Genomic DNA, 24,767 nt, shown 5'->3' with positions numbered 1-24,767 from the left:
GGGTGGGCGGGCGGGGGTCAGGCGGTGTGCAGGACGGTGTGCAGGACGGTGGCGGCCTGGGCGATGGCGGCCTGGGCGGCGTGGGTGTCGCGCAGGGCGTCGAGCATGACGAAGTCGTGGATGACGCCCTGGTAGCGCACGGCGGTGACGGGTACGCCGGCGGCGCGGAGCTTGGCGGCGTAGGCCTCGCCCTCGTCGCGCAGGACGTCGGCCTCGGCGGTGATGACCAGGGCCGGGGGCAGGCCGGTGAGCTGTTCGGTGGTGGCGCGCAGGGGGGAGGCGGTGATCTGCGCCCGCTCGGCCCGGTCGGTGGTGTACTGGTCCCAGAACCACTGCATGGCGTCGCGGCGCAGGAAGTAGCCTTCGGCGAACTGGTGGTAGGAGGCGGTGTCGAAGCTCGCGTCGGTGACGGGGTAGAACAGGACCTGCTGCACCAGGGGCACGTCGCCGCGTTCCTTGGCCATCAGGGTCAAGGCGGCGCTCATGTTGCCGCCGACGGAGTCGCCGGCGACCGCGATGCGGGCGGCGTCGAGGTTCCTGGCGGCGCCCTCGCGCACGACCCACCGGGCGACGGTGTAGTTCTGCTCGATGGCGATGGGGTAGCGGGCCTCGGGCGAGAGGTCGTACTCGGGGAAGACCACGGCGGCGTGGGCGCCGGTGGCCAGTTCGCGCACCAGGCGGTCGTGGGTGTGGGCGTTGCCGAACACCCAGCCCGCGCCGTGGATGTAGAGGACGACGGGCAGGGTGCCCGTGGCGCCGGCGGGGCGGACGATGCGGGCCCGCACGCTGCCCGTCGGGCCGCCCTCCACGGTGATCCACTCCTCGTCGACGGCCGGCTTGGCGATCTGGCCGGACTGCACCTCGTCGACCGCCTTGCGGCCCTCGACCGGGCCCAGGTCGAACAGGTAGGGCGGGTTCGCGGTCGCCTCGGCGAACGCCTGCGCGGCAGGCTCCAGCACGGGGCGGACGGCGGTGGTGGTGTCGGTCATCGCGATCTCCTCGGATCGGGCGCCGCGGCAGGTTCCCGGCGGGATTTCGCCGGGAGGGGCGGCACGACCGAAACAGTAGCGCTCGATTAGATAGTGCGCAACTAGTTTGGGTTCGACAGAATCGAGGGCGCTCGACCGGTAGGGTGGTGAGCGCCGTGCCCAGGACGCAGACCAGGAGTGGTGCGTGAACCCGACCGTCCCCGAACCGCCCGAGGGGTCGCTGCTTCTGGACGACCAGCTCTGCTTCGCCCTGTACGCGGCCTCCCGGGCGGTGACGGCCCGTTACCGCCCGCTGCTGGACGAGCTGGGCCTGACCTACCCCCAGTACCTGGTCATGCTGGTGCTGTGGGAGCAGGACTCGATCTCCGTCCGTGATCTGGGCGCGGCCCTCCAGCTGGAGTCCAGCACCCTCTCCCCGCTGCTCAAACGGCTGGAGGCGGCCGGCCTGCTGCGCCGTGAACGCCGCCCGGACGACGAGCGCTCGGTGGCCCTGCGCCTCACCGACGCCGGGATCCGGCTCCGGGACCGGGCCCGCGCGGTGCCCGCCGCCATCGGCGACGCGATGGGACTCACCCCGGAGCAGGACGCGGCGGCCAAGCGCCTCCTGCGGCTGATCACCGCCAACGTCTCCGGGGGCTGACCCGGGCCGGCGGGCCGCCGCACCACGGAACCCGCACGGGCGCGGGCGCCGATTGGCACCGGCCGGGCGGGGAACCCGGGGAGCCGCTGGGGGGCCCGCAGGGCCTGTAGGGCACGACACCTCCTGGAGAGCGTCATGAGTCTTCTGCGTGTGGCCGGCCGCCCCATGCTGGCCTCGATGTTCGTCGCCGGCGGCATGAACTCGCTGCGCAACCCCGAGAGCGTGGCACCGGTCGCCGAGCCCGTCGTACGCCCCGTCGTCGAACGCCTCGGCGTGGTGGTCGACCGCCCGGAGCAGCTGGTCCGGCTCAACGGCGCCGTGCAGGTGGCGGCCGGCGTCCTGCTCGGCCTCGGACGCGTGCCGCGCCTGTCGGCCCTGGCGCTCGCCGCGACGCTGCTGCCCACCACCCTGGCGGGCCACCGCTTCTGGGAGACGGAGGACCCCGCCGAACGCGCCCAGCAGCGCGTCCACTTCCTCAAGAACCTGTCCATGCTGGGCGGCCTGCTGATCACGGCCGACGACACCGGCAGCGCGCCGTCCGTGCTGTGGCGGAGCCGCCACGCGGCCCAGGACCTGCGCCGGGACGCGCGGCTGGTGCGCCGCTCGGTCCGCGCGACGGCCCGCCCCATGGCGGCGGCGAGCGGCGTCAAGGCCAAGCTGGGCGGCTGAGCGTCGCCGGCCGGGGCGCTTTCCCGCGGAGTCGTCCGCGACGCGCCCCGCGGCGGCCGCCGCGGGGCACGAGCGCTGCCCGCTTCCCCTCCGCGCCGCCGCCCGGGACCACGAGGACGCGCTCCTCCGCAGGGGGTGTCCGCCCGTGCCGCCCGCCGCCGGGCCCCCGCGAGGGACGGGGCGGGACGTGCCCGGAAGGGAGTAGCCGAAGGGGCGTGGGAGTGCGGCGTGTGGTCGGGTGGCCACAGGTGGCCGGTGCTCCCGCGCAGTCGTGCGGCACGGCCAGGCCCCGGACGGCCGGCCGGCCGGGGCGGGGGGACTCGACGCTCGTGGCGAGTCGATCCGGGACCGCCACGACCTGGCTGGAGGTGAAGGACATGGGACACGGAGGAAACGTCATCGACGAACTGGTGACCGATCACCGGGAGGTCGAGGAGCTCTTCGGCAGGATCGAGGCGCTGGCGCCCGGTCACACGGACCGCAAGATGTACGCCGACCAGGTCACGATGGAGCTGATCCGGCACTCCGTGGCGGAGGAGGAGTACCTCTACCCGGCCGTGCGCGAGCACGTGCCGGACGGGGACGCGGTGGCCGACAAGGAGCTGGAGGACCACGCCAGGGCCGAGCAGATCATGAAGGACCTGGAGGGCTGCGGGGCGGACGATCCGGAGTTCGACCGGCTCATCGGCATGCTGATGAACGAGATCCGCTCGCACGTGGCCGACGAGGAGGGGAACCTCTTCCCGATGCTGCGCAACGCCTGTTCCCCGGAGGCGCTCGACGAACTGGGCGACAAGGTCCGGCAGGCGAAGAAGACGGCGCCGACCCGTCCGCACCCGGCCGCTCCGGACAAGCCTCCGGCGAACAAGATGCTGGCGCCGGGGGTCGGGCTGGTGGACCGGATGCGCGACGCGCTGACGGGCCGCGGCAAGCAGGGCTGACCGCACGCCCGTCACGGTCCGGCCCCCGCACCCCGCCCGACGGGCCCGTCGCCACGGCGACGGGCCTCCCCTGCCGCACACCCGCCGCCCGGCGCCCCGCCTCACGGGCCCGCTTGCAGCAGCTCCCGCACGGCCCGGACGGCGTCCTGGGGCGTGACCTCGTCCGGGCGGGCACGGCCGGGCACGGGGCGGTCGCGGGCGCCCGGGTCCGCGTCCCGGCCGCCCGGATCGCCGAGGAGGACCGCGGGGACCCGGTAGGGGGCCCGGCGCCCGGCCGGCACCGCCGGCGGGAACAGCGAGACGACCGGCGTACCGACCGCCGCGGCGAGCTGGGCGGGACCGGTGCCGCCGGCGACGAGGACGTCGGCGCACCGCAGCACACCGGCCAGCACCCGAGGGCTCGTACGGCCTCCCAGGTCGACGGCCGTGTCACCGCTGACGCGGCGGGTCAGGGCGGCCTCGCCGGGCCCACCGGTGACGACGACGCGGTGACCGGCGTCGGCGAGCAGGGCGACCGTCTCCGCGCAGCGACCGGGGTCCCAGGCGTGGGCCGGCCACCCGGACCCGGGGTGGACGACGACGTACGGGCCGTTGCCGGTGAGGGGCGCGGTGTCGGGGGCCGGCAGGACGCGCAGCCGCCCGTCGTCGCCGGGCCTGAGGGAGAAGCCCAGGGCGGCGGCCGCGTCGAGGGCCTCCTCGGCCTCGTGCCGCCCCGGCGGACACCGGCGGCGGACGTCGAGCAGGTCCCCGTCGTGCTCCACGGGCTGCGCGGGGTCCGGGCCGCCGGCGCCGACGCGGCGCACCCCGGCCGCCCGCAGCAGCCGTGCCGTGGGCAGCGGGTCCCGGCCACCGGGGGCGAGGACGAGGGCGACGTCGTACCCGTCGTCGCGCAGACGCCGCAGCACGCTCCCGGTGTCCGTGCCGGCCGCGGGCGGACCGGCCCCCTCCTCCGGGGCCCCGGACGTCCCGGGGGTCTCGCCGGTCCCGAGGCCGTCCCACACCACGACGTCGTCGACGTGCGGCAGCAGCCCGGCGGCGGGCGCGCCCCGGGCGCCGCAGAGCAGCGTCACACGAGTGGCCCGGGTGGCCACCGCCCGCACGGCGGGGCCGGCCAGCAGGACGGGCCCGAGACCGCCCGGGCAGGTGACGAGCGCCTTCACGCGGACCGCCCCCCGCCGTCGCGCCCCACGGCCGCCGGGGCGCGGCCGGGCCCGGCCAGGAAGGCGGCGACGGTGCGCTCGAGGCCCTCCTGCCAGGTCACCCTCGGCACCCAGCCGAAGAGCTCGCGGGCGAAGCCGGTGGCGGGGCGGGGCGGTGGAGGCTCGCCGGCCGTCCCGTCGGCGAGCGCCGGCGAACCGGAGCCGGTCAGCGCGGCGATCCGGCGGGCCAGCTGCGCGACCGTCGGCCCGTCGTCGCCGCCGAGGTCGACCGGGCGCACCGACCGGCCGGCGGCCAGCAGCAGCACCCCGTCGGCCACGTCGTCGACGTAGCACAGGGGCAGCGTCCGGTCACCGTCGCCGGCGACGGTGACCGGTCCGCCGGACAGCGCCTGCCCCAGGAGGGTGGAGATCGTCCGGCCGTCGTCCGTCCGCATCCGGGGCCCGCAGGTGGCGAACACGCGCACGATCCCGGCGTTGCTGCCGCCGGCCGCGTGGGCGGCGACCAGGGCTTCGGAGAACCGCGTGGCCTCGGCGTAGGCGCTGTACGGGCCGACCGGATCGCCGTCGCCCGCCCGGTCCCCGGCGCGGGCCTCGGGCGAGGAGACGAGCAGGAAGCGGGCGCCGTCCCGGTCGGCGACGGCCAGCGCGTTGCGGGTACCGAGGCTGCCCGCGTCGAGGGCCTCCCGGGGCCGGCCCGTCGCGTCGGCCGGCGCGGTGGGCCCGGCCAGGTGCAGGACGAGGTCGTACGGGCCGGTGAGGGCCTCCTCGCAGCCGGAGGCCGGGACGTCACGGGTGCCGCGGATGTCGTGAATATCGCGGATGTCGCGGATGTCGCGTTCCAGGAACCGGAATCCCGGGCGGTCGGAGAGGGGGGCCACGTTCCCGGACCGCCCGGTGGAGAGGTCGTCCAGGCAGTCGACCTCGACTCCTGAATCCAGCAGTCGTGCGCACAGATGCGAACCGAGGAAGCCCGCCCCGCCGGTCACCAGGGCCCGGTTCCAGGAAAGTCGCGCACCGGCGTCCGCGGGGAGCGTCGTCATCGGCGTCATGGGACGGCCTTCCTTCCCCTGGGGACGTCGACTCCCCCAGGGGGCGCCGACGACGGCTGAGAAGCGCCGAGAACGGGCCGACGGGTTCCCCGCCGAGCCGCTTTCATTCCTTGACGGCCGCTCCGCCCCGCCGCCGGGGCGGCGGATCCCCTCCGCGGGCGGTGCGGCTGTGGGCACCGTCACGCCCGCCGGGCCCCGGCACCACCGCGGCGGAAGCTGTGATCAAGCGCACTCGGCGTGCCAAGTGCCGCGGGCGGGCGGGCTCTTGCCGTCGGTGCGAGGAGGCGGGAGGGCCGGGCCGGCCTCGACTCGGCAGCCCCTTCTGCCACCATGGTCCGCGCCGTCTCCCGGCTCCGCGGGGTCGCCGCGCAGCGCAGCCGGCGTCACGCCCCTCTTCCTTCCCCCTTCTCCGTCGGGAGTCCCCCGACTCGTCCTCGAATAGCGCCCTGTGTCTTCCTCCCCCTCCCCCGCCCCGCCCGCCCCTGCGCCCGATCCGGCCCCGCCGCCCGCGGCCGCCGCCCGCTCGCCCTGGCGGTCCCTCCGGCACCGCGGCATGCGCTGGTGGTCCTTCGCGAACTTCGTGTCGAACGCCGGTACGTGGATGCAGCTCACGGTGCAGAACCTGCTCGTCCTGCAGATCACCGGGTCCGCCGCCGCGACGGGGCTGTCGCTGTCCGTGCAGGCCGCGCCCGCGCTGCTCATCAGCCTCTTCGGCGGCGCCGCCGTCGACCGCTGGCCCCGCAAGGTGACGGCCGCCGTCAGCCAGGCCCTGCTCGGCGCGATCGCGTTCGCCACGGCCGTGCTGGTGGCGCTGGACCGGCTCGACATGACCTCGCTGATGGTGCTGGCCGCCGTGACCGGCGTCGTCGCCACGGTCGACGGGCCGGCGTGCGCCCTGCTGGGCAACGACCTCGTCCCCGTGGCGGACGTGCCGTCCGCCATCGGGGTGGGCGCCCTGGTGCACCAGGCGGGGTGCCTCGTGGGCACCGCGCTGGCGGGCTTGACGGTCGGTTTCCTCGGCACGGCCGCGGCGTACGCCGCCAACGGGCTGTCGTTCCTGTTCGTGGCCTCGGTCATCCCGTTCCTGCGCCCGGCCCCCGGGGCGGCCCGGGGGGCCGCGGCCGGCGGGCGGGCGCGCCCGGCGCAGGACATGACCGTGCGGGAGGGCCTGGTGTTCTTCGCCCGCCGGCCCCGGCTGCTGGCGCTGGCCGGGATCACCGGGGTCAGCGCGGTCTTCGGCCGGAACTACGGACTCACCCTGGCCGTGCTCGTCACCGGGCCGCTCGCGGGCGGCGCCGGGGCGTTCGGGACGGTGTCCACGGTGCTCGCCGCCGGCGGCATCCTCGGCGCTCTGCTCGGCGCCCGGATGCGCCGGCCCTCCGTGCGGCTCGTGGGGCTGCTCGCGGCCTCGGGCGCGCTCCTGCAGGTGGTGGCCGGACTGTCGCCGTCGCTGGCCGTGCTGCTGGCGCTGGTGCTGCCGATGGCCGTGGTGGAGTCCGTCTCCGACACCGCCGGGCGGGCGGTCCTGCAGACCGACCCGCCCGCCCGGCTGCGGGGGCGCGTGCTCGGCGTGTGGGGCAGCATCGGCACGGTCTGGAACCTCGGCGGCCCCCCGGCGCTCGGCCTCCTGATGGAGCTGGCCGGCGCCCGCGGCGCCCTGGTGGCCGGCGGCCTGGTCATCGCCGGCGCGATCGGCGCGGGCCACCTCCTGCGGGGACGCCGGACGCCGGCGCCGGTGACCCTGGGCACGCAGGAGGGGGACCTCGCCGGGAAGGCGGCTCTGAGCACGGCCGCGTGAGCGGGGCCGGGCCGGACACGGCTCGGCCCCCTTCGCGCGGCGGGACGGGAACCGGGCCGGACACGCCCGGCCCCGTCCGCGCGGCGGGACGGGGCCGGGACCGGGTGCCGGAGCCGCCCGGGCGGTCGGGGCCCGGCCCGCTCTCAGGCGATCAGGGCCCGGCCGGGCTTCAGGCGGTCGAGCAGCTGGGAGCGGTGCAGTCGCGCCACCGGGGCCAGGAGGTCGGGGTGGCGCAGCAGGGCCGCCGCGCGGCGGTCGCCGTCGTCGGGCGCGACCAGGCGCCGGAACTCCAGCGGCGTCCCGGCCGCGTGGTCGCCCTCGGCGAGCGCGGCCACGGCCAGGGCGGCCAGCTCCGGGTCGCCGAGCAGGCAGGCCGCCCAGCTGGCCACGACCTCGTCGACCCAGGTCCGCCAGGCGTCGTCCCCGTCCGCACCCGTGATCCAGTCGAGCCGGGCGGAGCCTCCGGGGCCCGCCACGCCGACCAGCGCGGCGTCCATCGGCGTCGGGTACCGCAGCCACGCCGCGACCGTCGCGGCCTGCCGCGCCTGCACCTCGCACAGGGCGGAGGCCAGCGCGCCGCCGTACGACGGGTAGGCGCACGTGAGCCATCGGGCGGTCGCCGCGATGACCGGGGAGAGATCTGCTTGCACTGCCGGGCCGTCCGAGCTGCTCGCGAGGGGACAGGGGGACTGCCCACACGGTAGTCGCGGCCCGGAGCGCGGGAACATGGCCCGGGCCACCTCCGGCGCGTGGCTTCGGCCACATCCGCGCGGCCGGGACGGGCTCCTCGGGCCCCGGCCCGGCCCCCGGGGGCCGCGCGTGGCCATCGCGTTGATCATGAGCCGGTAGGCTGGGGCGGCTGCGGCCTCCCCTACCCTCATCCGCGCACGCGATGAGGCCCGGTCCGCGGCGGTCGAGTCGACGTATACGGCATCACGGCATGAGGAAGAGACGCAAGTGCTGACAGCGGGCCGGTACCGGCTGCAGGACGTGATCGGGCGCGGAGCGATGGGGGAGGTCTGGCGGGCCGTCGACGAGATGCTCGGCAGACCGGTCGCCGTGAAGCTCATGCTGCCCCAGGACTCCGATCCCACCGCGGTCTCGCGGTTCCGGCTGGAGGCGCAGACCGCCGGCCGGCTCAATCACCCCCACGTGGTCGGTGTGCTGGACTTCGGCGAGTACGAGGGCCGTCTGTTCCTGGTGATGGAGCTGATCGAGGGGGACAGCCTGGCCCGTGTGCTGGCCCACGGCGGTCCGCTGCCCGCCGAGCGGGTGGCCCGCATCGCCGCCGAGGCGGCCGCCGGTCTGGCCGCCGCCCACCGGCAGGGCATCGTCCACCGCGACATCAAGCCGGCCAACCTGCTGCTCGACGCCGACGGCACGCTGAAGATCGGCGACTTCGGCATCGCCCGCTTCCTCGACGACCCCGGCGCCGCCCTCACCGCCACCGGGCAGATCGTCGGCACCAGCCTCTACCTCGCGCCCGAGCGTGCCCTCGGCCGGCCCGCGGGACCCGCCTCGGACGTGTACGCGCTGGGCTGCGTGCTCTACCAGCTGCTCACCGGCCGCCCGCCGTTCCAGGCCGACAGCCCCCTGGCCGTCCTGCACCAGCACCTCGACGCCGTGCCCGTGCCGCCCCGGCAGCTCGGCCTCGGACTGCCGCCCGCCTTCGAGAACTACCTGCTCGGGCTGCTGGCCAAGCAGCCCGAGGACCGGCCCACGGCGGAGGAGGTGGCCGACTGGTTCGGCCGCGGAGCCTGGCACGGCGCACCGGAGCCCCTGCCGCAGCAGCTGCCGGGACAGGACGCCGCCCCGTCCGGGCCCCCGGTCGTGGACACGCAGTGGCGGACGACGGTGCACCGGGCCGCGCCGCGCCGCCCCCACAAGCCGTCCCTCTCCCCGTCCCGTCTGGTGGCCGTGGCGGGCGGTGCCGCCCTGTTCGTCCTGGCGCTGCTGGCCGGCATGGCCTGGTTCGCGCCCGACGAGGGCGCGGCGCGCGACCCGCAGGCCGAGCCGTCCGTGAGCGCGAGCCCGTCCGTGTCGCCGGAGGCGGCTCCCTCCCCCGGCGTGCCCGCCGCCGTCACCTCCTCCGCGCAGCCCGCCGGCGTTCCCGCCGGCGGGGGCGACGAGGAGGAGCAGGAGGAGGACGAAGGCGACGAGTGACCCCGGGCCGGCTCGTCCCGGCCCGGGGTGACGGCCGTCGGTCACCGTCCCGCCCGGGGACGCCGTCCCCGGGCGGCCGGCGAGCACAGGTCCGCCGTACCGGTTCTGGAGGAAGCCCGCTGAGTACCGCCGTCGTCTCCGAGACCGTCCCGGTCGCCCTGCTGCTGGGCGTGCTGGCCTTCGCCGTGCTGCGCCCCCGGGGGTGGCCGGAGGCGGTGGCCGCCGTGCCCGCCGCCGTCCTGACCGTGGCGCTGGGCGCCGTGTCGCCGTCCGGCGCCCGGGAGCAGATCCGCACGCTGCTGCCGGTGGTCGGTTTCCTGGCCGTGGTGCTCGTGCTGGCGCACCTGTGCGCGCGGGACGGCCTGTTCGAGGCCGCCGGGGCGGCCGTCGCCCGCTGGTGCGGCGGCAGTCCGCGGCGGCTGCTGGCCGGGGTGTTCACCGTGGCGTCGGCGACCACGGCGGTGCTCAGTCTGGACGCCACGGTCGTCCTGCTCACGCCCGTCGTCCTCGCGACGGCGGCCCGGGCCGGCGCGAGCGCGCGCCCGCACGTGTACGCCACCGCGCACCTGGCGAACTCCGCCTCGCTGCCGCTGCCGGTCTCCAATCTGACGAACCTCCTGGCGTTCACCGCCAGCGGTCTGTCCTTCACCGGGTTCGCGGCGCTGATGGCGCTGCCGTCGCTGGCCGCCGTCATGGTCGAGTACGCCGTCTTCCGCCGCTGGTTCCGCGCGGACCTCGCCGCGCCCGCCGCGCCCGGCGCCCCCGGAAAGGCCCCGCGGATGCCCGTGTTCACGCTGGTGGTGCTGGCGCTGACCCTGGCCGGGTTCGCCGTGGCCTCACCGGCCGGGGTGGCGCCCGCGTGGGCGGCGCTCGGCGGGGCCGTCGTGCTCGGCGCCCGGGCGCTCGCCCGGCGCCGCACCACGCTCCGGGAACTGGCCGGCGCCGCCTCCCCGCTGTTCTGCCTGTTCGTGCTCGCCCTCGGCGTCGTGGTGCAGGGCGTGATGGCGGGCGGCCCGGGCGCCGGACTGGACCGGCTGCTGCCGGAGGGGGACTCGCTGCCCGCGCTGCTCGGCGTGGCCGCGGTGGCCGCGGTGCTCGCCAACGTCATCAACAACCTGCCGGCCGTGCTCGCCCTGCTCCCCCTGGCCGCGCCGGGCGGCCCCGGCCCGGTCCTCGCGGTGCTGATCGGCGTGAACCTGGGCCCCAACCTGACGTACGTCGGCTCACTGGCGACCCTGCTGTGGCGGCGTGTCCTGCACGAGCACGGCACCCGGCCGGACCTCGTCCTCTTCACCCGGCTCGGCCTGGTGACCGTCCCGGCCGCGCTCGCCGTCTCCACCGTGGCGCTGTGGGGAATGCTGCGCGTCCTGGGCATCTGACCGCGGTGTCGCGTCGCGGTCCTCACGGCCCGGTCGCCGCGCGGGCCCGCCGGGGAGCCGCCCGGCGCCGTAGTCCAGGCGCCGGGCGGTCCTGACCAGCGGGTCCAGCGGATCCCCGGCGCCGGTGCGGCGGCGCAGCGCGGTCCGTGCCCGCACCCACACGGCCCGCCACGCCCCGAGGCGCCGGTTCCGTGCCGCGGGCGCCCGCACGAGGCCGCGGCGTGTTCCAGGACCGGGAGAACACCTGCTCGCAGAACCGGTGTCCCGGGGGAACCGGAGGGAATCCGCCACGGTTCGCCACCCCTTCCGCTTCGTAGAAATATCCACAACGATGAGCATCTCGTCCGCGTGGGTCGACCGACCGGAGGGACGCCATGCGAAGAGTCACGCGGCAGGCCACGGAGTGGCTGGCCGCCGCCGCGACCGATCCGCGGGCCTGCAAACGCCAGTGGCGGGGGGACACCGGCACCGCGGTGCTGGCCTGCGGACGCTTCTGGGACGTGCTGAGCGTGCCGGAGGAGCTGGGCGTACTGGCCCTCGACGCCCTGCTGTGCCTTCCGCAGGCGCCCGGGCCCGTGCTCGCCGACGCGGCCTCCCGCCGGGTGGGGTTCTTCCTGCCGCCCGATCCGGCCGGCCGCTGGATCGGCGCGGACATCCGGTACCTGGGCCGGGGCGCGTGGATCGCGGTTCCCGCGCCGCAGCGGGCCGCGGGGCGGCTGCGCTGGCTGATCCCGCCGGACGGCTCCGGGACGCTGTTCGTGCCCGCCGCCGTGGAACTGGCGCTGCAGCAGGCGCTCGGCACGCTCGCCGTCCAGGCGCGCGCGGACCGGCGGTGCCCGACCTGCGGGGCGTCCACGGCCGGTCCCCGTCCGCACGGGGCCGGGCGGCCCGGCTGACGCCGCGCGGCCGTCAGCGGGCGGGCACCAGTTCCGCCCGGATTCCCGAGGGGACGTCGGCGGCCCCGCCCCGTGCGTCCCGGAGTGGCGCGTCCGGCTCCGCCGGGGAGGTGAGGGCGGCCCAGTGGGCGTCCCACGCGCCCGGGACCATCCGGCCGACCGCGCGCCACTCCGTGACGAGCGCGGCGTAGATCGGCGGATCGGACTGGGCGGCCGTGACGAGGAGGACGTGCCGTGCCGGTCGCTCCCTGCGCTCGAGGAGGAGACACCCGGTGGTGACTGTGCACTTCATGCCCACTGCAACGCGTCGGCGCACGGGGTGGTACGCCCACGGCCCGGCATGACCCGCATCGGATGAGGCGGGGTCCCCCGTTCGGGGCCATGCGGTCATCGGACAAACGGGTGAGCGGGCTCACGGTGCGCGCGGCGGGCGTCTCACCACAGGCCGGTGGTGAGGGCGGGCCGCTGGGCGGCGTGGACGGCGTCGCGCAGTTGCAGGGCGACGCCGATCACGGCGCGCAGGGCGGAGGGGCGTACGGTCTGGGCGCTCTCGGCGGCCAGCACGAGGAGGCAGGCGGCGGCCTGTTCGACCACGGCGACGGGGAGGGTGCAGGTGCCGCTCTCGGCTTCGCGGAAGGCCCGCCAGGGGGCCGCCGCCCCGTCGACGGCCCGTTGCACGGCCTGTTCGAGGTGGTGGGCGGCCTGCTCGCACAGGGGGGCCGGAAGGGTGAGGGTGCGGTGGAACGAACTCGTCATGATCTCACTGCTCCCCCGGTACCGGCGGGTCGCATCGGTGGGAGGCGGATATTTCACCGGGTCGGTGGGGCCCCGCGGGTAAGGGCCGGGGAGCCGGCCGCCATCGGCGTCCCGCCCCGGCGGGGGCGCGGCACCGGTCGGCGGGCGGCGGGGCGCACCGCTCGGTGGGGGCGCACGGCGAACCGGAAGGCGGTGGCCTCGCCGGCGGGACCGGGCTCCCGGCGCGCGGCGGGCCGGAGGCCGCCGGGACGGAACAGGGCGGCCGGGACCTACCCTGGTCGCCGTGTGTGTGACGTCCTCCTCTCCAGCGGCCGGGGACGGCGCGGGGCCCGGGGCCGCCGTCGCCCGGCTCACCGGGCGGCCGGTGACCGGTGAGCGCCGGCTGTCCGCGGCCCTCACCGAAGTCGGCCTCGACGGCGGGCGGGTGGTGATGGCCAAGCGCGGCGACGGCGACGGGGCGGTGCGGGCGGAGGCCGCGGGGCTGCGCTGGCTGGCCGGGGCCGGCGCGGTCCGCGTGCCGGCCGTGCACGGCGCCGACGGGCGCTGGCTGGTGATCGACCGGGTTCCGCGGGGCCGCCCGAGCGCGGCGGCGGCGGCCCGGTTCGGCCGGGACCTGGCCGCGCTGCACGCGGCCGGCGCGCCCGCGTTCGGCGCTCCGCCGCCGGGCGGCCCGGTGGACGCGTTCATCGGGCGCGCCCCGATGCGCAACGTCCCGGGGACCGACTGGCCGCGCTGGTACGCCGAGCACCGGGTGCTGCCGTACCTGCGCCGCGCGGTCGACGACGGCACCGTCCGCCCCGCCGAGGCGGCCGTCGTGGAGCGGGTCTGCGAGCGGCTGCCCGAGCTGGCGGGACCCGCCGAGCCGCCCGCCCGGCTGCACGGCGACCTGTGGAACGGCAACGTGCTGTGGGGCGCCGACGGCGAGGTCCACCTGATCGATCCGGCCGCGCACGGCGGGCACCGGGAGACCGACCTGGCGATGCTGCGCCTGTTCGGCTGCCCCCACCTGGACCGGATCCTGGACGGCTACCAGGAGGCGGCGCCGCTCGCCGGCGGCTGGGCCGACCGGATCGGGCTGCACCAGCTGTTCCCGCTGCTGGTGCACGCGGTGCTGTTCGGCCGTGGCTACGCCGAACAGGCGCTCGCGGTGGCCCGGTCGGCCCTGCGCCGGTGAGCGGTCAGCGGGTCACGACGTGCCGCTCGTTGGGGACGCAGTGGGTCATGGTCAGGCCCTCCACGTCGCGCGGCGGGTTCTTGCCGAGGTTGGCCAGCCGCTTGCGGTCCTCGTCGGTGAGGTCCTGGCTGGCCAGCGGTTCGAGATGCGCCACGTCCTCGGGGCTGATGCCGAGGCCCTCGCCGACCCGCAGGCCGAGGTCGTTCTCGACCAGGAGGAAGTGCCAGACCATGCGTTCCTGGACGGGCCGGTCGCACTGGGAGAGCAGGTTGACGAAGTTCTTCACCAGGTCGTCGCGCTCCCAGTCCTCCATCAGCAGGTAGCGCTGGCCGGCCTGCAGGTAGTCGTTGGTCCGGGGGATGCGCTTGCGGGTGAGCCGGCCCCGGATCTCGGGCCCCTGCTCGTCGTGGGTCGGGTACTGGGCCTCCCGCAGCCCGCCGAGGATGGACGGCTCGTAGTTGACGGTCGGGTTCTCCCCGCCGCGGTCCACGTAGTACGCCATCTGGCCGCCGCGCTGGTTGGTGCGCACCGGCGCGTTCTTGGCCTGGTTGACGGGGAGCTGGAGGTAGTTGGGGCCGACCCGGTAGCGCTGGGTGTCGCTGTAGGAGAACGTCCGGCCGATGAGCATCTTGTCGTCGGAGAAGTCCAGGCCGTCGACGAGGACGCCCGTGCCGAACGAGATCTGCTCGTTCTCCGCGAAGAAGTCCTCCGGCATCCGGTCGAGCACCATCCGGCCGACCGGCTTGGGCGGGAACTCCTGCTCGGGCCAGGTCTTGGTGTCGTCGAGCGGGTCGAAGTCCAGCTCCGGGTGCTCGTGGTCCTCCATCATCTGGACCAGGAGCTCCCACTCCGGGTAGTCGCCGCGGGCGACCGCCTCGTACAGGTCCTTGGTGGCGTGGCCGAGGGCCTGCGCCTGGACGTTCGCGGCGTCCTCCTCGGTCATGCTGCGCACGCCCTGCTTGGGCATCCAGTGGTACTTCACCAGGACGGTGCGCCCCTCGGCGTTGACCCACTTGTAGGTGTTGACGCCGAAGCCCTGCATGTGGCGGTAGTCCGAGGGGATGCCGCGCGGGCTGAACAGGTTGACGAGCATGTGCATCGACTCCGGCGTCTGCGACATGAAGTCGAAGATGCGCCGGGGCTGCTGCTCGAAGGTGACCGGGTCGGGCTTCAGGGCGTGGATGACGTCCGGGAACTTGATCGCGTCCCGAATGAAGAAGACGCCCAGGTTGTTGCCGACGAGGTCCCAGTTGCCGTCCTCGGTGTAGAACTTCACCGCGAAGCCGCGGGGGTCGCGGGCCGCCTCGGAGGAGTCGCGCCCGCCGATGACGGTGGAGAACCGGACCGCCACGTCGGTGCGCTTGCCGCGCTCCTGGAACAGCTTGGCCCGGGTGTAGCGGTCGATCGGCTCGTCGCCCCAGGCCCCGTAGGCCTCGAAAAAGCCGTACGCGGTGACGCCGCGGGCGTGCACGACGCGCTCGGGGATGCGCTCGCGGTCGAAGTGGCTGATCTTCTCCAGAAGATGGTAGTTCTCCAGCGTGGCGGGCCCTCGGGCGCCGACCGTGCGCTGGTTCTGGTTGTCGTAGATCGGATGTCCCTGCCGGTTGGTGAGCACCTTCCGGTCGTCGCCGGGGGCGGGGCCCTGGCTCGATACGTCCGTCATGATCTGGGCTCCTTCGACTCGTGCCTGCCGTCGGGCGAGGTCCTGGGCTGCGCGCAGCCGTCAGCCACTCCCTGCGGACCGCCCGGGTACCCGGTTGCGTGGATCGCTCACACATCCCGGCCGCCCGACGGGCGCCGGCTTCTCCGGGGGCGGGCCGGCTCCGGCACCGCCGCGCGGGTCCTCGCGCACGCCGCGTCGCCGGGGCCCGGCACGGTCCGGACGCGCCTCGGGCGCTCCTCGCGCAAGAGGCCCGGACACCGGTGTCGCCGCGGTGTCCGGGCCGGTCCGGCGGGCCGTGCTCAGCCGCCGTCCAGTCGCGTACGGAGGAGCTTCTTGCCCAGCTCGGCGCCCTTGCGGCTGTCCGCCTGAGCCTTGCGGAACAGCTCCGCGACCTCGGTGTCCTCGGCGCGCTCCGCGTCCTGGATGTAGGTCTCCAGGCGCAGCGCGTTGTTCAGGCACGACTCGACGTACCAGATGAGGTTGTAGTCCTTGTCCTGCGTGCCGGTCACGCCGCCGGTCTCCGTGCCACCGGTCATACGGGCCTCCTCTTCGCGGTGGGCGTTCCGGTCCGCCCGGGCGCCCCGCGCCCGGGCGGCGGACCCCTTGCAGCGCGGGACGGGTACCCGCCCTCCGCCGGGGCACACCGCCGGGAGCGGACGGCCGAAACGGCCCCGCCCGGCACCCGCCGGCCCGCGTGGAGGCGTGGGCCCGTGCGCCGGGCCGGAACCGCGAAGGCCGCCGGGGCGCGACCGGTCCCCCGCTCCGGTCGCGCCCCGACGGCCCGTCGAACTTACGTGTCCTCGGGCGCTCTTGTGAATCGCGCCGGTGCCCGCTATAGGGTCCGCGGCACTCACCCGTGCACAACCGCGTCCGGATGGCCCGGTTTCGTCCGGTGACCGGCTCCGGGGAGAAGGGGCTGGTCGAGGTCGCCGGCCGCCAGATGGGCGAGGACGACCTCGTACAGGTCGCTGCCGCCGGCCAGCAGCTGGCGTTCCAGGACGGGTTCCGCGCTGCGCACGTGCTCGCGCACGGTCTGGGCGTGCACGCCCAGGGCCTGCGCGGCCCGTTCCGCGTTGCCGCCGGCGGCGATCCAGGTGCGCAGCGTACGGCGCAGGGCGCGGGCGTCCTGGTCCAGGCGGCCCAGCAGGTCGTGCGCCCAGGTGCGCAGCGCGGGCCCGGCCAGCAGGCCGGCGAGCCGGGCGGGACCGGAGGGACGCGGCTGCCCGGGGCGGCCGCCCGGGGCGGCCGCGGGGTCCGGCTGCCCGGCCCCGGCCGGTTCCTCCGGCAGGGCGGCCTGGGCGCTCAGGGCGAGATGGACCACGGCGCGCACGGTGAGGTCGGCGAAGTCGGTGCGCAGCAGGCCCTCGACGCGTTCCATACGGGCGCGGACGGTGTTGCGGCTGACGCCGAGCACCTTCGCCGTGCTGACGGCGGTGAACTCCAGGCCGAGCCGGGTGGTGACCAGCAGTTCGGCACGGGTGTGGTGGGCCAGCTCGTCGAGCGGGCGCAGCAGGTGCCGCGTCCAGTCGCGCAGCGCCGCCGGGTCCATCAGACGCTCGGGGTGGGTGCGCTCGGCGTACACGGCCGCCTTGTCGGGGCGGAAGCGCGCGACGGCGAGGGCGCTGACGGCCTGCCCGTACGCGGCGGCGGTCCGGGCGAGGCTCTGCCGGGTGCTGCCGCCGAGGAAGGTGTCCGGGCGCCGGGCGACCAGGGAGCGCAGTGCGCGGCCCGTGGACTCCTCGGGCGTGACGACGATCACGTGGCCGTCCATGGCGGGGCAGCGCACGACCAGGGCCCGCTCCTCGGTGGTGCCCAGGCACTCCTCGGCGAGCCGGTCGCGGTCCTCGGGGGAGCTCTCGACGACGTAGACGCACGCCGTGTCGGTGTCGAGCAGGCCCGGCCACAGCCCCGCGGCGACACGGCGTGCGGCGACGGTGTCCTCCACCATGAGCAGTTGCAGGATGGCCAGCCGCAGGTCGGACGTCGCCCGCCGCAGCCGGCGCCCGGTCACGGTCGACTCGTGTGCGGCGAGCAGGAGTTCGACCACCTGGGCGGTGCGGGCGAGGATCTCGGAGGCGTGCCGGTCGAACGGGGCGTCGCGTGACACGGCCAGGACGGCGGCCCGCGGCGCGTGGGGGCGGTCCACGCGCACCAGGCGCAGATGGCGGCCGCGGTCCTGGCACGCGGCGGAGGCGATCCGGCCGGCGGTGACGTCCGCGACGAGGTCCTCGTCCAGCGGGATCCGCGCCCCGGCGAGGACGGCGCCGGAACCGTCCCGCAGGGTCGCCACCGCCCGCGTGGCGTCCGCGAGCCAGGCGACGACCCGGCCGAGGTCACGTCCGGCCGGCCGCAGGTGCTCCAGCAGTTCCTCGGCCCACATCGCCGGCCCGCCTCCCCTCACGCCCGCGTGCCGTGTCCCGTCCCCCCGGCCCGGCACCGCGGCCCGTCCTCGTCGCTCCTGGTTCCCCTGGGTCCCGCTGACAGCCCTCACCGGTCCGGGACGTTACCTCACGGGTGGGCGCCGGAGGCCGCGCGAGCGCGGGCCGGTCCGCCGCGCCCCTCGCGTCCGGCGCGTCCGGCTCCGGGCGGCGCCGTCCGCCCGGCCTGCGCCGCTCTCCCGCGCGGGCGGCATAAGCTCGGCGGGTGGCGAAGTACTTCGACGTGCACCCCGACAATCCGCAGCCGCGCAGCATCGCCCAGGTCGCCGACAGCGTCCGCGCCGGTGCGCTCATCGCGTATCCGACGGACTCCTGTTACGCGCTGGGCTGCCGGCTGGGCAGCCGTGACGGCCTCGACCGCATCCGCACGATCCGCCATCTGGACGACCGGCACCACTTCACCCTGGTGTGCCAGGACTTCGCTCAGCTCGGCCGGCTCGTACGGATCGACAACGACGTGTTCCGGGCGATCAAGGCGTCGACGCCCGGCAGCTACACCTTCATCCTGCCGGCGACGCGGGAGGTGCCGCGCGTGTTGCAGCACCCCAGGAAGAAGACGGTCGGCGTGCGCATCCCCGACCACGTCGTGGCCCAGGCCCTGCTCGCCGAGCTGGGTGAGCCGCTGCTGTCCAGCACCCTGCTGCTGCCCGGCGAGGAGGAGCCGATGACCCAGGGCTGGGAGATCAAGGACCGGCTCGACCACGTGCTGGACGCGGTGGTCGACTCCGGGGACTGCGGCACCGAGCCGACCACGGTCGTCGACTTCTCCGGCGGCGAGGCCGAGATCGTACGGCGGGGCGCGGGCGACACCTCCCCGTTCGAGTGACGGCCCGCCCGGTCCGGGCAACGGCCCGGCCAAGGGCCGGTCAGCGGGCGGTCAAGGGCGGGGGGCCGCCGACACGGCCGTGACCAGGCATGTCACGATGACCATGATCCAGTCCGCCCCTCCGGGCGGGCCCTGTGCCGACACCCACAGAGAGGCAGCCGAGTCATGACCTCCGTCCAGGGAACCGCGGTCGACATCCCCACCGAGGACGGCACCGCCGACGCGTATCTGGCCCATCCGGACGACGGGAAGCCGCATCCGGCGGTCCTGCTCTACATGGACGCCTTCGGTCTGCGGCCGCAGCTGAGGTCCATGGCCGACCGGCTGGCCGGGGCCGGCTACACCGTGCTCGTGCCGAACGTGTTCTACCGGCACGGGCGCGCGCCCGTGTCCGAGCTGCCCGAGTTCATCGATCCCGGGGCGCGTCCGGAGATCTTCGAGCGCCTCGGCCCGATCATGCGGTCCCTGACGGCCGATCTGGCGATGCGGGACGCGGACGCCTACCTGCGCTGGCTGGCGGACTCCCCCGCCGCGGCCGACGGACCGGTCGCGCTGACCGGCTACTGCATGGGCGCCCGGCTCGCCCTGCTGACCGCCGGGACCCACCCGGACCGGGTCGCCGCGGCGGCCGGTTTCCACGGCGGCGGGCTGGCGACCGACGCGCCGGACAGCCCGCACCTGGTGGCCGGGCGCGTCACCGCCGAGCTGTACTTCGGGCACGCCGACCAGGATCCGTCGATGCCGCCCGAGCAGATGGAGCGCCTGGAGGAGGCGCTGACCGCGGCGGGCGTCCGGCACCGCTGCGAGGTCTACACCGGCGCGTACCACGGGTTCACCCAGGCCGACACCGCCGCGTACCACCGGGAGGCGGACGAGCGGCACTGGGCGGCCCTGCTCGGCCTTCTGAAGCGGACCTTCTGAAGCGGGCCTGCTGAAGCGGGCCTGCCGAGAGGGACCCGCCGGCGCGGTGCCGGCGCCCGGGCCGCTGCCGGGCGCCGGTGCCGGGGTCCGGTCCGCGGCGCCGGGCGTCCCGAGGGACGGACGGGCGGGAACACCGCCGGACGCGCATCGGTTGGCGGTGCTGTACGACCCGACCGATCGACGCTGGAGGGGCTGGGTGCCGCCGATCCCACGACCGCTGCGCAAGCTGGGTTTCCTGACCATCGGCCTGTTCGACGAGGCGGACCCGCGCCGGGGCCACGAGTCGACGCTGGAACTGATCGAGCTGGGCGAGCGCCTGGGCTTCGACAGCGCCTGGCTGCGCCACCGCCATCTGCAGTACGGCATCTCCTCCCCCGTCACCGTGCTGGCGGCCGCCTCGCAGCGCACCCGCCGCATCGACCTCGGCATCGCGGTCACCCCGCTCGGGTGGGAGAACCCTTTGCGGCTGGCGGAGGACCTGGCGACCGTCGACGTCCTGTCCGGGGGCCGTCTCAACCCGGGCGTCAGCGCGGGCCCGCCGATGCACTACGACCGGGTCAAGGACGCCCTGTACCCGGGCACGGCGGACACCGAGGACCTGGGGTACGGCCGCCTGGAGCGGCTGCTGGACGCCGTGCGGGGCAAGCCGGTGACGGACTTCAGCGGGGCCGAGGGTTTCGAGGTCTACTCCGACCGGGTGCAGCCGCACTCCCCCGGCCTGGGCGGCCGCATGTGGTACGGCGGCGGCAGCCTGCGGTCGGCGCGGTGGGCCGGCGAGCACGGCATGAACCTGTTGACGAGCAGCGTCGTCCGGGCGGAGGACCCGGACGGGCCGTGGGACTTCGCCGAGATCCAGCTGTCCCACATCCGCGCCTTCCGCGCCCACCACCCCGACGGCGAGGCCGCCCGCGTCTCCCAGGGTCTCGTCGTCATCCCCACCGACTCCGCCACGCCCGGCCAGCGCGCCCGGTACGCGGAGTACGCGGCCCGGCGCGCCGCCCGGACGACGTCGCCCCAGGGCCCGGCCCGGCTGCTGTTCGCGCCGGACCTGGTGGGGACCTCCGCGGAGATCGCCGAGCGGCTGCACGCGCACGCCGCGTTCCGCGAGGTCGACGAGGTGGCGTTCGCGCTGCCGTTCACCTTCGCGCACGAGGACTACGTGCAGATCCTCACCGACATGGCCACGAAGCTGGGCCCGGCGCTGGGCCGGCGGCCCGCCGCCTGACGTCACCAGCGGCCGGGGGCGCTGCCGGTGATCGCCTCCGAGGGCCTGCCGTCCACCCCGGCCGGCACGTCCCCGGCGAGCATCACCCGGTGCATGATCCGGGGGGAGTCGAGGTGGGCGTGGTCGCTCGGGGCGAGGTGGATGGTGGCCCGGTTGTCCCAGAAGGCCACGCTGCCCGGCTCCCAGCGGAACCGGACCGTGTACTCGGGCCGGGTCGCCTGCTCCAGCAGCAGGTCGAGGACGGCCCGGCTCTCGGCGCGGGAGAGACCGGTGATCTGCTCGACGTAGTAGCCGTTGACGTACAGCACGCGCTCCCCCGTCTCCGGGTGGACGCGCACCAGCGGGTGCACGGAGGCGATCTGGTGCTCCAGCAGGTGGCGGACGTAGGCGTCGTCGCCCGGCCGGGGCTGGTAGCCGACGCCGAGCCGGTGTTCGGCGCGCAGTCCGTCGACGAAGGCCCGGAGGGGGGCGGACAGCCCGGCGTAGGCGGCCGCCAGGTTGGACCAGGTGGTGTCGCCGCCGTACGGCGGGACGGTCTCGGCGCGCAGGATCGTCGCGGCGGGCGGGTCGATCCGGGCGCCGTGGTCGCAGTGCCAGCCGCGCAGCAGCGTGTGCCGGCGGCGGCGCAGCCACTCGTCGTGCGCCATGCCGAACCGGCCGCCCAGCTCCAGCCGGTCCGCGGTCGTCTCGACCTCCGGCACGTCCGGCGGTGACGCCTTGCCGCGCCGCCGCAGGACGACCGGTTCGCCGAACCGGCGGGCGAACGCCACGTGCCGGGCGTGGTCGAGCCGCTGCTCCCGGAAGAACACCACCTTCCAGCGCAGCACCGCCGCCCTGATCGCGGCGACCTGGGCGTCGTCGAGGTCGCCGGCCAGATCGACGCCGGTGATCTCGGCCCCGATGTGCCCGGCGGCCGGCTTCACCTCGATCCCCCCGCGCTGCTCCGTCCCCTGGGCGGTGCCCCTGTCCGTCGTCATGCGCACTCCACGGTCGTCCACGCCGGGTCCCGTCCGGACCGGCCCCGGGAGGATCGTGGCAGCGTTCGCCCGGCGTGGCGACAGCGCCTGGTGCGCGCGGCGCGCCCTCGGGGAGGCGGGCGCGGGGGCCGGGCGGGACCGCGGCGCGCCCGCCCGGGCCGCCGCGGACGACGCCGGGCGGCGTCCCGGGATCCGCGCCGGTGCGCTACGGGGCCGGCCGTACGGCGACGGCCTCGACCTCGAAGAGCATCCCCGGCAGTGCGAGAGCGGCGACGCCGCTCAGCGTCTGAGCGGGCAGCCGGTCCCCGAAGCGCGCGTGCAGCGCCCTGCCGAGGATCTCCAGCTTCCCGGCGTCGTGGTCCACGATGTAGGTCCCGAGCCGGACGACGTGCTCGTAGCCGAGTCCGGCGCCCGCCAGCGCCGACCGCAGCCGGTCGAAGGCCAGGTCCACCTGGGCGGCGAAGTCGCCGGGCACCGGGGAGCCGGTGGCGTCGGAGGCGTACTGGCCGCCGATGAAGACGAGGTCGCCGGGCGCCGAGACGGCGTGGCTGTAACCGAACGGCGTCGGGTCGTGCAGCGTGGGCGGGTTGGTGATCGTGCGCGCGTCGCGCGTCATGACCGGGTCCTTCCGTGGCGTACGGCCGCCGCACCGGCGGCGGGTGCGGCGCCGCCCGTGCGCGAGGGGCCGGGCGGCCCCCGCCCGTGCCAACACCCCTGGCCGGGCGGCCCATTCCGGGCACCCGGGTCACGGCAGCGGCTGTTCGGCCCAGATCGTCTTGCCGCCGCCGGTCTGGCGGCTGCCCCAGCGCTGGGTGAGCTGGGCGACCAGCAGCAGGCCGCGGCCGCCCTCGTCGTAGGCGTGGGCGCGGCGCAGGTGCGGGGAGGTGGAGCTGCCGTCGGAGACCTCGCAGATGAGGCTGCGGTCGCGGATCAGCCGGAGCCGGATGGGCGGTTCGCCGTACCGGATCGCGTTGGTGACCAGCTCGCTGACGACGAGTTCGGTGACGAACGCGGTCTCGTCCAGGCCCCACGCCAGCAGCTGCTCGATGGCGCACTGCCGGGTGGCGGCCACCCGCGCGGGGTCCGGCGGCACCTCCCAGGTCGCCACCCGGTCGGCGCCCAGCGCCCGGGTACGGGCCAGCAGCAGCGCCACGTCGTCGCTGGGCTCCTCCGGCAGCACCGCCTTCAGCACGCCGTCGCACAGCGCGTCGAGCGAGGCGGCGGGCGCGGTCAGCGCGCGGCACATCTCGGCGGTGGCGTGGTCGACGTCCCGGTCGCGGTCCTCGACGAGGCCGTCGGTGTACAGGGCGACGACGGATCCCTCGGGCAGGGTCAGCTCGGTCGCCTCGAACGGCAGCCCGCCCACGCCGAGCGGGGGACCGGCGGTCATGGGGAGGAGCCGCGCCGCGCCGCCGGGCAGGATCACGGCCGGTGGTGGATGGCCGGCCGCGGCCACGGTGAGGCGGCGCGAGACGGGGTCGTAGACGGCGTACAGGCAGGTGGCGCCGAGTTCCGCGACCTCGTCGGCGTTGTCGTCGGCGGCGAGGTGGGTGACCAGGTCGTCCAGGTGGGTGAGGAGCTCGTCCGGCGGCAGGTCCACGTCGGCGAGGGTGCGCACGGCGGTGCACAGGCGGCCCATGGTCGCCGAGGAGGGGATGCCGTGGCCGACGACGTCCCCGACGACCAGGGCGACCCGGCTGCCGGACAGCGGGATGACGTCGAACCAGTCGCCGCCGATGCCGGCCGCCGAGACGGTGGGCAGATAGCGGTGGGCCACCTCCACCGCCGCCTGTCCGGGCAGTCCCCGGGGCAGCAGGCTGTGCTGCAGGGCCAGCGCGGTGGTGCGCTCGCGGGCGAAGCGGCGCGCGTTGTCGACGCAGACGGCGGCCCGGCTGGCGAGTTCCTCGCCCAGGGCGGTGTCGTCGGCGGTGTACGGCTCCTGCGGCGCGGCCCGCATGGCCACCGCGACCCCGAGGGTGATGCCGCGGGCCCGCAGCGGCACGGCCAGGGTGGAACGGAGGCGGTTGCGGTACTCCCGGTTGTGGGGCGCCTGTATGTTGCGCACCCGCATCCACCGCTCGAAGTCCGGGTCGCCGACGCCGCTGAGCACCGCCCGCCCCTCGCGCAGGGCCTTGGCGGGCCCGGAGTACGGCGGGTAGGTGTCGGTCTCGCCCAGGCGCGCCGACGCCCTGGGGAAGCCCTCGACGGCGGAGCGGTGGGCCACCCGGCGCATCACGACGTCCTCGGCGGGCACCGCGAGGGGCTCGTCGGCGTTCAGCACCCAGTCCAGCAGGTCGACGCTGGCGAAGTCGGCGAACCGGGGGACGAGGAGGTCGACCAGTTCCTCGGCGGTGCGCACCACGTCCAGGGTGGTGCCGATCGCGGCGGCGGCCTCGTTCAGCAGGGCCAGCCGCTGCCGGGCCCGGTGCTGCTCGGTGTTCTCGAAGGCCGCCAGGGCCACCGCGGCGACCTCGCCGGAAGGGTCGCGCACCGGCCACATCTCGACGGTCCAGGCGTACTCGTCCGGGCCGGACGGCGACCGGGTGAGGTTCTCGTACTGGACGGGCTCGCCCGTCTCGGCGACGTGCTGCAGGTGCCGTACGAAGTCGCGGCTGTCGACGGTGCGGTCCAGGGTGTCCCACAGGTGGCGGCCGATCAGGGCCTCCTCCGGCATCCCCATCACCCGGCAGCCCGCCTCGTTGACCCGCAGGTAGCGCTGCCGGGTGTCGAAGACGGACATCGACAGGGAGGCCTGCTGGAAGAACTCCCCGACCAGGGTGAGGGCGGTCTCCGCGGGGCGGCCGGCGTCTCCGGCGGGCTCCGCGACGACGAGGTAGTCCTCCGTCTCGCCGTCCGCGCCCGTCACCGGGCACGCCCGCAGGGAGAGCTCGAGGGAGGAACCGTCCCGGTGCCGCAGCACGACGGTGCCCGCCAGCGCGGCCAGGGCGCCGGGCGGCACGTCCCCGGCGAGCAGTTCCCGCGCGGCGCGCCCCACGACCTCCCCGGCCGGGTGTCCCGTCAGCCGCCGGGCGCCCTCGCTCCACCTGGTGACGACGCCGTGGCCGTTGATGACCGCCGCAGCGGAGACGTGCTCCATGTTGTC

General features: G+C 76.0%; 23 protein-coding genes. 11 read left to right on the top strand and 12 right to left on the bottom strand.

The features are described from left to right. Positions 1–17 precede the first annotated feature (17 nt). Positions 18–989, bottom strand: a complete 972-nt coding sequence (locus ACIBAI_RS16685) for an alpha/beta hydrolase (RefSeq protein WP_399034817.1) — start codon at positions 987–989, stop codon at positions 18–20. Between the two features lie 184 nt (positions 990–1,173). Between ACIBAI_RS16685 and ACIBAI_RS16680 the strand changes: the two genes are divergently transcribed. The 3 genes from ACIBAI_RS16680 (at position 1,174) to ACIBAI_RS16670 (ending at position 3,239) form a co-directional block, all read left to right on the top strand. After that, positions 1,174–1,629, top strand: coding sequence for a MarR family winged helix-turn-helix transcriptional regulator (locus tag ACIBAI_RS16680; protein WP_399034815.1), 456 nt, complete (start codon positions 1,174–1,176; stop codon positions 1,627–1,629). A 135-nt stretch (positions 1,630–1,764) separates the two neighbouring features. Next, positions 1,765–2,298, top strand: a complete 534-nt coding sequence (locus ACIBAI_RS16675) for a DoxX family membrane protein (protein WP_399034813.1) — start codon at positions 1,765–1,767, stop codon at positions 2,296–2,298. A gap of 377 nt (positions 2,299–2,675) precedes the next feature. Next, entirely contained in the window at positions 2,676–3,239 is a 564-nt protein-coding gene (locus ACIBAI_RS16670) for a hemerythrin domain-containing protein (protein WP_399034810.1), read from the top strand. A gap of 101 nt (positions 3,240–3,340) precedes the next feature. Here ACIBAI_RS16670 and ACIBAI_RS16665 read toward each other — a convergent pair whose 3' ends face one another. Next, positions 3,341–4,399, bottom strand: coding sequence for a glycosyltransferase family 9 protein (locus ACIBAI_RS16665; RefSeq protein ID WP_399034808.1), 1,059 nt, complete (start codon positions 4,397–4,399; stop codon positions 3,341–3,343). Then, positions 4,396–5,448, bottom strand: coding sequence for an NAD-dependent epimerase/dehydratase family protein (locus tag ACIBAI_RS16660; RefSeq protein WP_399034806.1), 1,053 nt, complete (start codon positions 5,446–5,448; stop codon positions 4,396–4,398). The genes ACIBAI_RS16665 and ACIBAI_RS16660 overlap by 4 nt, the downstream gene beginning before the upstream one ends. Positions 5,449–6,001: 553 nt before the next feature. Here ACIBAI_RS16660 and ACIBAI_RS16655 point away from each other — a divergent pair. Continuing rightward, on the top strand, positions 6,002–7,246 hold the full coding sequence (locus ACIBAI_RS16655) for an MFS transporter (protein WP_399034805.1): 1,245 nt from the start codon (positions 6,002–6,004) through the stop codon (positions 7,244–7,246). Between the two features lie 143 nt (positions 7,247–7,389). On the opposite strand, the gene ACIBAI_RS16650 is transcribed toward ACIBAI_RS16655, so the two are convergent. Further along, positions 7,390–7,896, bottom strand: a complete 507-nt coding sequence (locus tag ACIBAI_RS16650; protein WP_399034803.1) for a hypothetical protein — start codon at positions 7,894–7,896, stop codon at positions 7,390–7,392. A gap of 307 nt (positions 7,897–8,203) precedes the next feature. On the opposite strand from ACIBAI_RS16650, the gene ACIBAI_RS16645 reads away from it, so the two are divergent. From ACIBAI_RS16645 to ACIBAI_RS16635, 3 genes are all read left to right on the top strand, one after another. Further along, a complete protein-coding gene (locus ACIBAI_RS16645) occupies positions 8,204–9,409 on the top strand; it encodes a serine/threonine-protein kinase (RefSeq protein ID WP_399034801.1) in 1,206 nt (401 codons plus the stop codon). A gap of 170 nt (positions 9,410–9,579) precedes the next feature. Next, the gene (locus ACIBAI_RS16640; RefSeq protein ID WP_399034799.1) at positions 9,580–10,788 is read left to right on the top strand and encodes an SLC13 family permease; all 1,209 of its coding nucleotides are present in this window, start codon (positions 9,580–9,582) and stop codon (positions 10,786–10,788) included. A 374-nt stretch (positions 10,789–11,162) separates the two neighbouring features. Continuing rightward, complete coding sequence (locus tag ACIBAI_RS16635; RefSeq protein WP_399034797.1) at positions 11,163–11,684, top strand: hypothetical protein; 522 nt, start codon at positions 11,163–11,165, stop codon at positions 11,682–11,684. Positions 11,685–11,697: 13 nt separating this feature from the next. Here the strand turns inward: ACIBAI_RS16635 and ACIBAI_RS16630 are convergent, their stop codons facing one another. Then, the gene (locus tag ACIBAI_RS16630) at positions 11,698–11,976 is read right to left on the bottom strand and encodes a hypothetical protein (RefSeq protein ID WP_399034796.1); all 279 of its coding nucleotides are present in this window, start codon (positions 11,974–11,976) and stop codon (positions 11,698–11,700) included. A gap of 143 nt (positions 11,977–12,119) precedes the next feature. After that, entirely contained in the window at positions 12,120–12,443 is a 324-nt protein-coding gene (locus tag ACIBAI_RS16625) for a hypothetical protein (protein WP_399035108.1), read from the bottom strand. Between the two features lie 286 nt (positions 12,444–12,729). Here ACIBAI_RS16625 and ACIBAI_RS16620 point away from each other — a divergent pair, with 286 nt between their 5' ends. Continuing rightward, positions 12,730–13,614, top strand: coding sequence for a fructosamine kinase family protein (locus ACIBAI_RS16620; protein ID WP_399035107.1), 885 nt, complete (start codon positions 12,730–12,732; stop codon positions 13,612–13,614). Between the two features lie 4 nt (positions 13,615–13,618). Here the strand turns inward: ACIBAI_RS16620 and ACIBAI_RS16615 are convergent, their stop codons facing one another. The 3 genes from ACIBAI_RS16615 to ACIBAI_RS16605 all read right to left on the bottom strand — a co-directional run bounded on the left by ACIBAI_RS16615 (position 13,619) and on the right by ACIBAI_RS16605 (position 17,657). Further along, a complete protein-coding gene (locus ACIBAI_RS16615; protein ID WP_399034794.1) occupies positions 13,619–15,277 on the bottom strand; it encodes a catalase in 1,659 nt (552 codons plus the stop codon). A 299-nt stretch (positions 15,278–15,576) separates the two neighbouring features. After that, positions 15,577–15,813 carry a hypothetical protein gene (locus ACIBAI_RS16610; protein ID WP_399034792.1) on the bottom strand — a complete coding sequence of 79 codons (237 nt, stop codon included), beginning with the start codon at positions 15,811–15,813 and terminating at the stop codon, positions 15,577–15,579. 314 nt (positions 15,814–16,127) lie between these two features. Further along, positions 16,128–17,657: a helix-turn-helix domain-containing protein gene (locus ACIBAI_RS16605; protein WP_399034789.1), complete on the bottom strand. Its 1,530-nt coding sequence runs from the start codon at positions 17,655–17,657 to the stop codon at positions 16,128–16,130. Positions 17,658–17,920: 263 nt separating this feature from the next. Between ACIBAI_RS16605 and ACIBAI_RS16600 the strand changes: the two genes are divergently transcribed. The 3 genes from ACIBAI_RS16600 (at position 17,921) to ACIBAI_RS16590 (ending at position 20,687) form a co-directional block, all read left to right on the top strand. Further along, a complete protein-coding gene (locus ACIBAI_RS16600) occupies positions 17,921–18,541 on the top strand; it encodes an L-threonylcarbamoyladenylate synthase (protein WP_344606240.1) in 621 nt (206 codons plus the stop codon). Between the two features lie 165 nt (positions 18,542–18,706). Then, positions 18,707–19,462: a dienelactone hydrolase family protein gene (locus ACIBAI_RS16595; RefSeq protein WP_399034787.1), complete on the top strand. Its 756-nt coding sequence runs from the start codon at positions 18,707–18,709 to the stop codon at positions 19,460–19,462. A 196-nt stretch (positions 19,463–19,658) separates the two neighbouring features. Next, a complete protein-coding gene (locus ACIBAI_RS16590) occupies positions 19,659–20,687 on the top strand; it encodes an LLM class flavin-dependent oxidoreductase (protein ID WP_399034785.1) in 1,029 nt (342 codons plus the stop codon). Between the two features lie 2 nt (positions 20,688–20,689). On the opposite strand, the gene ACIBAI_RS16585 is transcribed toward ACIBAI_RS16590, so the two are convergent. The 3 genes from ACIBAI_RS16585 to ACIBAI_RS16575 form a co-directional block, all read right to left on the bottom strand. Next, positions 20,690–21,664: a TauD/TfdA dioxygenase family protein gene (locus tag ACIBAI_RS16585; RefSeq protein ID WP_399034783.1), complete on the bottom strand. Its 975-nt coding sequence runs from the start codon at positions 21,662–21,664 to the stop codon at positions 20,690–20,692. Positions 21,665–21,869: 205 nt separating this feature from the next. After that, positions 21,870–22,280, bottom strand: a complete 411-nt coding sequence (locus ACIBAI_RS16580; RefSeq protein WP_399034781.1) for a RidA family protein — start codon at positions 22,278–22,280, stop codon at positions 21,870–21,872. Between the two features lie 129 nt (positions 22,281–22,409). Beyond that, positions 22,410–24,761 (bottom strand): SpoIIE family protein phosphatase, encoded by a 2,352-nt coding sequence (locus ACIBAI_RS16575; RefSeq protein WP_399034779.1) that lies wholly within the window; start codon positions 24,759–24,761, stop codon positions 22,410–22,412. Positions 24,762–24,767 lie beyond the last annotated feature (6 nt).

It is taken from the genome of Streptomyces sp. NPDC051041, assembly GCF_044456065.1.
Taxonomy (GTDB): domain Bacteria; phylum Actinomycetota; class Actinomycetes; order Streptomycetales; family Streptomycetaceae; genus Streptomyces; species Streptomyces glaucus.
Note: the sequence above shows the minus strand (reverse complement) of the source record. Positions and strands in the feature narration are given on the sequence as shown.